This window comes from Anaerosporobacter sp. (genome assembly GCF_031551385.1).
GTDB lineage: Bacteria > Bacillota > Clostridia > Lachnospirales > Lachnospiraceae > Anaerosporobacter.
The window spans coordinates 1-10,039 of the sequence record NZ_JAVBNS010000145.1; the positions used below are offsets into that span (position 1 = coordinate 1).

Annotated in this window: 10 protein-coding genes; 9 read left to right on the forward strand and 1 reads right to left on the reverse strand. The window is 35.0% G+C overall.

Annotated features, from left to right (window positions below; genetic code table 11):
- From RMR19_RS12045 to RMR19_RS12070, 6 genes are all read left to right on the forward strand, one after another.
- Positions 1–314: XAC2610-related protein (locus tag RMR19_RS12045; RefSeq protein WP_310603734.1), on the forward strand; the 314-nt coding region annotated here is incomplete at its 5' end.
- Between the two features lie 40 nt (positions 315–354).
- Positions 355–1,422, forward strand: coding sequence for a rhodanese-like domain-containing protein (locus RMR19_RS12050; RefSeq protein WP_310603735.1), 1,068 nt, complete (start codon positions 355–357; stop codon positions 1,420–1,422).
- Between the two features lie 16 nt (positions 1,423–1,438).
- Positions 1,439–1,822, forward strand: coding sequence for a rhodanese-like domain-containing protein (locus RMR19_RS12055; RefSeq protein WP_310603736.1), 384 nt, complete (start codon positions 1,439–1,441; stop codon positions 1,820–1,822).
- Positions 1,777–1,965 carry a hypothetical protein gene (locus RMR19_RS12060; protein WP_310603737.1) on the forward strand — a complete coding sequence of 63 codons (189 nt, stop codon included), beginning with the start codon at positions 1,777–1,779 and terminating at the stop codon, positions 1,963–1,965. Before RMR19_RS12055 ends, RMR19_RS12060 begins: the two co-directional genes overlap by 46 nt.
- Positions 1,966–2,003: 38 nt before the next feature.
- Positions 2,004–3,215, forward strand: a complete 1,212-nt coding sequence (locus RMR19_RS12065) for an RtcB family protein (protein ID WP_310603738.1) — start codon at positions 2,004–2,006, stop codon at positions 3,213–3,215.
- A gap of 226 nt (positions 3,216–3,441) precedes the next feature.
- Complete coding sequence (locus RMR19_RS12070) at positions 3,442–3,771, forward strand: helix-turn-helix domain-containing protein (RefSeq protein WP_310603739.1); 330 nt, start codon at positions 3,442–3,444, stop codon at positions 3,769–3,771.
- A 44-nt stretch (positions 3,772–3,815) separates the two neighbouring features.
- Here RMR19_RS12070 and RMR19_RS12075 read toward each other — a convergent pair whose 3' ends face one another.
- Complete coding sequence (locus RMR19_RS12075; protein ID WP_310603740.1) at positions 3,816–4,490, reverse strand: 4'-phosphopantetheinyl transferase family protein; 675 nt, start codon at positions 4,488–4,490, stop codon at positions 3,816–3,818.
- Between the two features lie 337 nt (positions 4,491–4,827).
- On the opposite strand from RMR19_RS12075, the gene RMR19_RS12080 reads away from it, so the two are divergent.
- The 3 genes from RMR19_RS12080 (at position 4,828) to RMR19_RS12090 (ending at position 9,868) form a co-directional block, all read left to right on the forward strand.
- Complete coding sequence (locus RMR19_RS12080; protein WP_310603741.1) at positions 4,828–6,684, forward strand: hypothetical protein; 1,857 nt, start codon at positions 4,828–4,830, stop codon at positions 6,682–6,684.
- An 86-nt stretch (positions 6,685–6,770) separates the two neighbouring features.
- The gene (locus tag RMR19_RS12085; RefSeq protein ID WP_310603742.1) at positions 6,771–7,550 is read left to right on the forward strand and encodes an ABC transporter ATP-binding protein; all 780 of its coding nucleotides are present in this window, start codon (positions 6,771–6,773) and stop codon (positions 7,548–7,550) included.
- A 50-nt stretch (positions 7,551–7,600) separates the two neighbouring features.
- On the forward strand, positions 7,601–9,868 hold the full coding sequence (locus RMR19_RS12090; protein WP_310603743.1) for an ABC transporter permease: 2,268 nt from the start codon (positions 7,601–7,603) through the stop codon (positions 9,866–9,868).
- The last annotated feature ends 171 nt before the right edge of the window (positions 9,869–10,039 follow it).

The window sequence follows — 10,039 nt, forward strand, 5'->3', positions numbered from 1 at the left end:
TGCATTACTATTGGCTGTGGAATGATAGTGTGGGACAGTTTGTAGAGAATGATGAACTGATGAAAATTAGTGATTTGGGTAGTGTTTCAATTTGTGAGGAAGAACAACTTTTGCAATGCTATACAAACTATGGTTTATGTAATGAAGCTAGGTATTATAAATATTTTGATGGTAAATTTGTATTGGTGCGTCGGGATGAGGTAATAGCTCGATCTGATGATAAAGGGGGACATATATTTCATAAAGTTACGGAAGAATTAGTAGATGGTGAAATGAAAGTCACTGCGGATTATTATGAGGATATGAAGAAATAAATTACTTCTATCTATAGGAAGTGAAGGAATGGGAGAATATATGAAAAAAATGCGATTCGTGTGTATGGGAGTGCTTGTATTATTAACACTTACTGCTTGTAGTATATCAGCATCACGTGAACAAGAGTGCTTGATGTTGCAAGACATTTCATTAAAACCAGTTCTTAAACAGGTATTACACCAATATAAAAAAGTCACGCCAGAGAAAGCACAAGATATGATGTCTGAAAATGTAATTATTCTTGATGTTCGTACACAAGAGGAGTACGATGAAGGACATATAGAGAATGCAATCTTACTACTTGATGATGAAGTGGTGGAGGGTGCAAAAACTGTGATTGCAGACAAAAATCAAATTATACTTGTATACAGCCAAACCAATGCTAGAAGTGAGAAAGCAGCCATGGAGTTAATTGGTTTAGGGTATAGAGAAATATACGATTTTGGAAGTATAGCAGATTGGAGAGGTGAGATTGTTGGGAACTGGGCGTACCCATCGTATTACAACTATTTTGGAGGGGAGTTACCACCGGACATAGTAACTCCAATAGATTTTGCAGAAACAATAAAAGTAAATGAGAAGATGCCAGAGTTTACAGTGCATCTTACCGGTGAGAACATCAAAGGGTATGGTGCTAATTATGACAAAGCCCGATATTATATAATATCTAGTGAGAATCACATAAAAAATATAACAATAACAGATGATAAAGGTGACTTGGTACAAAATATAGGTGATTTAAGCAGAGGAAATGAGAGCTTAGAAAAAGCTATGTATGGTCTTGTGTTTGAAGATTGGAATTTTGATGGCTATATGGATATTGGACTGAGTGCTAATTGTGATGGTGCTATACGGAGTGAACCTTTTTATTATTGGCTTTGGGATGATCGCTTGAGACGGTTTGTAAAGAATGAAGAATTGATGGAGATTAGTGAGGAGGGGATTATTTCGATTAATAAGGAAGAACATCTTTTGAGATGTTATACTTATTATGGTTTGTGTAATGAAGCGCGGTATTACAAATATGTGAAGGATAAATTCGTATTGGTGTGCTTAGAGGAAGAGATAGAGGGATCGGAAGATAAAGGAGTGAGGTCCTTTCATTAATAGGAGCGAAGGAAATATGTATATGCAAAAAATACGATTGGAATTAATGGGGGTAATTGTAATATTGTTAATGCTTACTGCTTGCGCAACATCGACACCAAGCGGACAAGAGTGGTCAGTATTGCAAGATATTTCATTTGATCCAGCTTTTGAACAGGTATTACCAGAATACATAAAAATCACTTCAGAAGAAGCACAAGATATGATGTCTGAAAATGTAATTATTCTTGATGTTCGTACACAAGAGGAGTATGATGAAGGATATATAGAGAATGCAATTCTGTTATCTGAAAATGAAATTCAGGAGAGTGCTAAAACTGTGATTGCAGACAAAAATGGAAGGAATGAAACAAAATGGCGAAAGACAGAGAGACAGTATGTCTGTATTATATTGCATTAGGAGAATGTAAAAAGGGCAGAGAGGCAAGTCACGAACATTACTGTCAAAAGTGTGATAAATACTATCCTAGAGCAAAAGAGAGACATCTCAATCAAAAGAAGAAACGTTTACAAGAGATAAGAAAAAATGAGCGATATGATTAAAGACCTAAAAGAATTGTATAAGATGAGGTAGAATAAGAATGAACATAATAGAAGGTAAATACAATACAGCAAAAGTGTATACTGATGTGATTGAAGAAATGGCAACATTGCAGATAAAAACATTGTGCGACCAAGAATTTGTGAAGGATTCGAAGATTCGAATTATGCCAGATGTGCATGCTGGAGCAGGATGTACGATTGGAACAACTATGACAATTACCGATAAGGTAGTTCCTAATCTGGTTGGAGTTGATATTGGGTGCGGGATGGAAACCATTCAAGTTAAAAACAAGCATATCGAACTACAAAAGTTAGATAAATTAATCTATGAAGAGATTCCATCAGGATTCGATATTCGAAAGAAAGCGCATAAATATAATGATGAAGTAGACTTATATGCTTTAAGATGTAAGGATAATGCAAAGATAAATATAGCAAGAGCAGAGATGTCCCTTGGAACACTTGGTGGAGGAAATCATTTTATCGAAGTAAATCAAGATGAAGAAGGGAATCTATATGTGGTAATCCATTCTGGCTCAAGACATTTAGGATTAGAAGTAGCAAATTACTATCAAGAGCAGGCGTATAAATCATTAAATGGAAATACGGCAAAGGATATCTATCGTCTCACAGAAGAATACAAAGCAGCAGGAAGAGATAAGGAAATCCAATCTGCGATTAAAGAGATGAAGGCACAAATAAAGACGCAGATTCCCAAAGAGCTTTCCTATCTGTCAGGAGAGTTGATGGAAGATTATCTTCATGATATGAAGATTGTACAAAGATTTGCGTTACTAAATCGTAAAGCAATGATGGATGTAATTATCAAGGGAATGAAACTCAAGGTAGTAGATGAATTTACAACAATTCATAACTATATTGATACAGATAATATGATACTTAGAAAAGGCGCAGTATCGGCAGCAAAAGGTGAGAAATTATTAATACCGATTAATATGCGAGATGGCTCTTTGATTTGTATAGGAAAAGGAAATGCTGACTGGAATGAATCTGCACCTCATGGAGCAGGTCGTTTGATGTCAAGAAGACAAGCGAAGAATACGTATACGGTATCTGAATTTAAGAAAGAGATGAAAGGTGTATATACAACATCTGTAAATGATAAGACATTGGATGAATGTCCAATGGCGTATAAAGGAATGGATGATATTGTAGATAACATTTCTGATACAGCCGAAATTATAAAGGTAATTACGCCACTTTATAATTTTAAGGCAGGAGAAGAGTAGAAAAGAATATCAAGGTATAGAAAAAATCCTTTTTTGTTTGATAGGGCAATGTAATTTGCTCGATGTCGAACAAAAAGGGATTTTTGTGATTTGTAATAATAATTCTTTCATTTTGTTACTAACTAACAATAAAATTGTTAATAATATAATTTACAACAATGTTGTTGGTCAACTTTTTTTGCATATGCATCTATTGTATAATTGCAAACAGGAAGGTGAAGTGACTATGAGCATAGGAAATAGATTGGCAGCGCAAAGAAAATTGCATGGGTATACACAAAAGCAGCTTGCTAGGAAATTAAATCTATCACAACAGGTAATTAGCAACATTGAGAGAGAAGCTTCAGCACCAGATGTAGATTTCTTGAAGGGAACTGCTGATTTATATCAGATTACGATAGATGAGTTAATAGGAAGAGAAGCATTTTATGAAGTGAATACAAGTATAGAAAAACAAATATTAGATATGGTTAAAGAAATGGACGGGTACGGAAAAGAGTTAACGCTCGGAATCGTTAGTCAAGTAGTAAAACAAGGAAAGAATCCGAACAAATAAAGGCATTGCGATTATGAATAAAATTGCAATGCCTTTTGCAATGTTTAATAATCAAGAACGGTGTACTCCAAGTTATGTATCGTATCAGTAGTACTTGTAGTGCATAAAGCATAGTAATGTGAGTCATCTAAACGTCTACATGAAAAGTGATAACAATCAACAGGTTCATTATCAATAAAGAGCTGTTCTTTATCTTGTATATGTCGAAATTCAAAAGAATCAAGCGACATATGAAGTCCCTTTCCGATTGCTTTAATATAGCTTTCTTTTAATGTCCATAGTTTGAAAAATTCATCTGCTCGATCTTTAACGGCGCATTCTAAAATCCGCGTATATTCATTCTGGGTAAAGAAACGTTCTGCAAGATGCAGGTCTGTATGTGCAATTTTCTCCACATCTACGCCTAAAGGTTCGTCCCCAACAACACAGACAACCCAGTTTCCAGAGTGGGAGATATTAAAGTAAATGTTATCAATATCTTTTAAAAAAGGTTTTCCATAGGTAGAAGTAGAAAAAGAAATATCGTTATCTGAAAGGTTATAATGTTTTTTTAAAGCATAGCGGGCTAAGTATTCTCCTAGAATACATCGTGCTTTATCGATAAAAAATTTGTATTTGTCAGCGCTTAATCGTCGTTCTTGAGAGACAAATGGCGATAATCGGTTAATCATGTCTTCCGTTACTGTAGTTGTATTGATTGCGTATTGATAAGTATTCATATGCGTGTATCCTATCCATTTCGTCAATTTTTTAGTAGACATTCATTACTGTGAATGTTTGGTGTGAAGAGTAGCAAGTGTATATAGATAATTGTTGTACTTACGTACTATGCATATTTGATGCAAAACTATGGTATAGTTTTATTGGCTCTTTAGATATAGAATATACCAAAAAGTAAGTTTTGAACAGGGGTAGATTGCGAAACTCGTTTTATGTTGTGCAAGCTTCTTACTTACGGTAGGTTAACACAAAACACGCGACATATCTAAGTACTTCTAAGTGTATTGAGAGTTTCGTAGGTATCTAAGTTTGAATATTGTGCGAGGAGAAAACAAAATGAAGAGAAAAGTGAATACAATAATGATAGGTCTACTAATAGCGGTTCTGCTTGTAGGATGTGGTAAGAGTAGTGGTAAGAATAAAGAAAATACGAATAAGAACGGAAATATAGCCGTAAGAGAAGATGCAACAGAAAAAGAAAATGAGAATATAGATGAGAACGAGAACACACTAGAACGAGAAGAAAAATTACGTACAACAGATACCCTTCCTGCTTATAAAACAGAAGTAACACCTTTACTAAAAGTGAAATTTACAGCACAGAAAAAAGTAACGGTAACGGATTTAACAGAGTACTGGAAGGGCTGTGAGGAAACGAATGAAAGAAAAGTAGTAGAAAAAGCAAAGGAAATCCCTGACGCTTTGATAACTATGCTTACAGAGCATGTAATGGAGAAGAATGGCGTAGTCGCTCTTGACTCCATGCTTATAAGAACGGGGATAAGTGAAGAGGAGTATGTGAAGCATAGCAAGGTTGAACTAGATGAGACGTGTTGGACAGATGTGATTCAAGTAGATGGGGATAATGATGGAATTGATGATTTGGTTTCCTTGACTTTTTATGGTGGAACAAGTGGATTTAGCGAATTAGAACTTTGCAAAGGGAATGGAGATGGGACATATACACTAACTGACTCCTATAGCTGTTTACGAACATCAATTGGTGCAATCAATTATGAGGGGATAAATTATATACTACTCCGAGATTTTGATTATGATACAAACTATTATTCGGGATATAAGGTTTACCTATATGATAAGGGAGTATTGGTAGATGCAAGACGTCTATCAATAAAAGCCACTGATTATGAGATGGATATCTTGCAGGAAGAAAGTGATTTTGCGGAGATAGAAGAGATAAAAACTACTTTATGTAAGAAAGAGTACCCTTCTATATTGGAAAACAGCGACTATTCTATCTATGGAACGGCAGAAGAGGTGCGCAAGGAAGATACGTTTGTATATTCTTGTGACATTGACAATGATGGAACGGTAGAACGGTATAACAAAGAAATGTTTTGGCCATCGACAATGTGGAACATTATGCATTGCTCTTATGATTTTGAAGATTCCACACTGATATCAGATATTTCGAATGATTTAGAGGAAAAGGGTGAAAAGGGAAAACTCTATACATTTTGGCTCGATAAAGTAGGAAATCAAAATGTGCTATATATGTATATTGTAGAAGATTTGGACTATAAACTCTATGCATTTTCAATTCAAAAGAAGGAAGTGTTTGGAGTAGAAAAGATACTTGCGCAGAGAATCGAACAGGTAAAAGAACTAGGACTGATGAGAAGCAATGAGCTACAAAAGGCGAAACTAATTGAAGGAATTTCGGAGATACCAGAAGAAGTTATCAATGAAATGGGTGAGAGAGAACTTTGTGGAATGATTCTGGATTCGATAGGGGGAGGAACATTCGACTATGATTCAGGGGAATGGACTTCGACATCTGATTCTGTATATTCCTTTGATGTAGAGATGTTCTGGGTTGACAAGATGTATACGCAATTTTTAGAAGGTGTCTCTGCGATTACTTATTATGATGATATTAGGTTTACAGAAATTGAGGAACAGACAGGTTTGAAAGATTCTGAAACAGGTAAGGAAATCCAGCGAATACGTTTTCGATGTAATGAAAAGCAGTATCAGTACGATGCGGTTGTAGACAACGATTGGTTTGATGTAGGAATGATAGCGTATATGAATGAAGTTCTAAAGGAACATAACAGTGAGAAACAATTATGGGTAACAAGTGATGGATACCAAAACTGTATCTTGTTCTATGAGACAGCAGAATGGGCGAAGGAGTTTGAGAAGAGTATGGGGTATGCGTTAGAGCAGTAACAAGCACGATAGCTGATGGAAATGGGAATATAGCGAGGTGCGAAAAAACAAACAGATTGACAAAATATAAACAACAAAGTAGAATAATGGTAAAAAAGAAAAATGAGGGAAAATTATTAATGGCAGATATATTAAAACTAGAGAATATTAATAAGACGTACCAGTGTTCCGACAAAGTTGTGAATGCATTGCAAGACGTTTCTTTAGAAATTGAGCGAGGAGAAATGGTTGCGATAATGGGGAGTAGCGGTTCAGGGAAAAGTACACTATTACATATCATGGGTGCAATTGACAAACCAGATAGTGGGAAAATCTATTTGAATCATGTATATGAAAAGGATTATTCCATTGAACCCAAAGCAACGAAAAACAGAAGAGACTATATGGGATTCATCTATCAGAATTATAATCTGCTAGAAGATTTTACAGTGGAAGAAAATATATCGTTACCACTTATTTTATCAAACCATACGAATAAGACGATTAAAAAATTGTGTAAAGAAAAGATAGAATTAGTTGGTTTAAATGGACGTGAGACACATAGACCAAGTGAATTATCAGGTGGACAGCAGCAAAGAGTAGCGATTGCAAGAGCATTGATTACAAATCCAAAGATACTCTTAGCCGATGAACCGACAGGAAACTTGGATTACAAGACAACAACCGATATCATGGAATTAATTTGTAAACTAAGCAAGGAACTAAATCAAACGACAGTGATTGTAACACATGACCCGAATGTTGCGACATATGTGGATCGGGTAGTATTTTTTAGTGATGGAAAAATTACAGGTGAGCATCGTAACCGTCATGATGAGAGTGATTTAGATAACATATTGGACAGATTCAGAAACGTTATTAATTGAGAAAAGGTATGATAGGAATCAAAAAACTTAGTTAAGATAGGGAGAGAATGATGTCTGATTTGAAGTCGATAAGTATAAGGTTTTTAAAGAGAAGTAAAGTATTAACGGTATCTTGTTTGTTAAGTGTATTTATCGCAACGGTTTTAATAATAGAGATGTTTAATTTGTCGATGAATGCGACGGAATCCTATAAACAATCGGTAAAAGCGATGTATGGTGATTGTGATGCAGGAATACATTATGTGGATTATAGAGGATTTAATGATGAGATAGTAGATAAGATTGCGAATCTCAAAGAAGTAAGTGATTATGCGACACTAATGTATAGTAGTGAAGTGCGAATTGCAGGTGGCCCAGTCTATACGGTTGGAACAGATAATAGCAAGATGGTAAGTAGCAGATATAACAATACGAAAATATTGTCTCAGAATGAAATTGCAATTAATGAAGTCTTGGCGAAGGTCGGAAACTACAAGCTTGGTGACTGTATTGAAGTGAATAACGTGACATTAGAGGTAGCAGAGATATTTAAGGATAAAACCTCTAATGTCGATAGTGTTGAGATGGCAGTCGTATGTAAGGAAATGCTACAGAAAATAACGAAAAAAGATTACAATACGAATGTAATCATGATTAAATCAGATGATGTAAGAAATGCGGAATATGTGATAAAACGATTAGATGCTGACATTACGACGGTGGTATTTGAGGGTGATGAGCTATACGAGGATATGGTCGAAGCATTTCAGTTTTTTGTAATTGTATTATCGGTTTGTATTGCGCTTGTTACCAGTCTGTTTACTTTGAGTGTATTTCGAAATTTTATTCATAAATATCGACGGGATTTGGCAACGTTGCGTCTGATTGGTGGAACAACGGCACAGACAAAGCGAATATTTAAACATATGATTCGAATAATTTTATTACTGGGAATTGGTTCGGGATTTTTTGTGTCCTATCTGTTTAATACGGTTGTAATGAATACATTGAATAACGAAATAAATATAATCACTGGTGAGAGTCATTTCTTTTTCGTTTCTAGCTTAGAGATTGCTGCTGTTATCTTTGTAATTATATATGTGCTAATGACATTTATGATTCGAAAAAGTGGTGAAATATTACCGATCGAAGTCTTAAGGAATAACGAAGCAAGTAAGAGAAAGAAAAAAAGAACAAAAGGTATACGTATACTAAAATCGGATTTGTACATAGCAAGAAAAATGGTAAAGGTACGAGTGAAAGATAATACAATTATGCTACTAACAATAGCGATGTTAGTTGCTGTTTCTATTGTAGGAGCAAGCTTTACTGGTATAGTCAAGAAGAATGGTGCAGAATATTATAAGAATAAATATCTGGCAGAAACGATAGTGACGACAAGTTCGTCGGTAACGTTGCAAGAAGCAGAAGTATTATATACAGGGCTAAGAGAAGATGACGAAATCAAGGTTTCTGCTGTGTATACTACAGGTTATCGAGCAGAATATAATGGGGAAACAATGGAGTATATGATTGCCGATATGGACGCAATGATAAAACAGAATATATTGCCGATAACAGAATTTTCAGAATCAAGTATGATTATAAGTGAGTCATTTGCAGAAGCCCATAGTATGAAAGTAAGTGATGTTATAGAAATTAAGACCGCAGATGTTTATAAACTGGATGCGAATGGATATAAAATAGGTGTAGAAAAAGAGGGGACATCTTGCACTATGCAGATTGCTGGTATTATGAAAGATGGCGAATTGGGATTTCGTGACGCCTATGTTGATATTCATAATAAGGATTTTCCACAGGATGCTGTATGGATTGATCAAATCTATATAGACGGAGATAGTCAATATATTGAAGACAAGTTAGAGAACTTGCGTGGGGAGTATTCCTACCTGAAGTGGTCAAACTACAGTGAAGTGGTACGAGTTAACGACAAAGAAATTGAAAATCGTTATTTTATGATTGAAATGGTTGTAAGAATCTTGGTGATAATATCGTCAATCGGTTGGATAAATTCATTAAGAAATATATTTATCTCTCGTACAAAGGATTATGGGATTTTGAGGTTACAAGGGGTAAGTAGAATGCGGCTTGCAAAGATGATGATTTATCAGATTCTATATTATCTGCTTAGTGGAATTGTGTGCGGAATGGTTATTGGTTGTGCGTTAGTTGAAGCACTACTATATTCGGATTTGAAGAGGTTCGCATTTGATTTTGACTTTAGCATCGTATACGAAATGATAATAATTATGTTATTGTTCTGCTTGCTTTTAGTGCCGTTATTAAAGAGGATATGTAATCGAAAAGTAGTGGAGTAGCAAATGATAATGTAGAGGATACATTTTGCAAGGGGGAGCATAGTGAAAAGAAAATATAATATGATTGTAATTGCTTCCTTGCTGGTAATGCTACTTGGAGGTTGTGGCAAAAGTGATAGTGTAAAGCGCGAAAATCTTAATCTTGAAGAGAATGAGAATACAAAAGAAGTT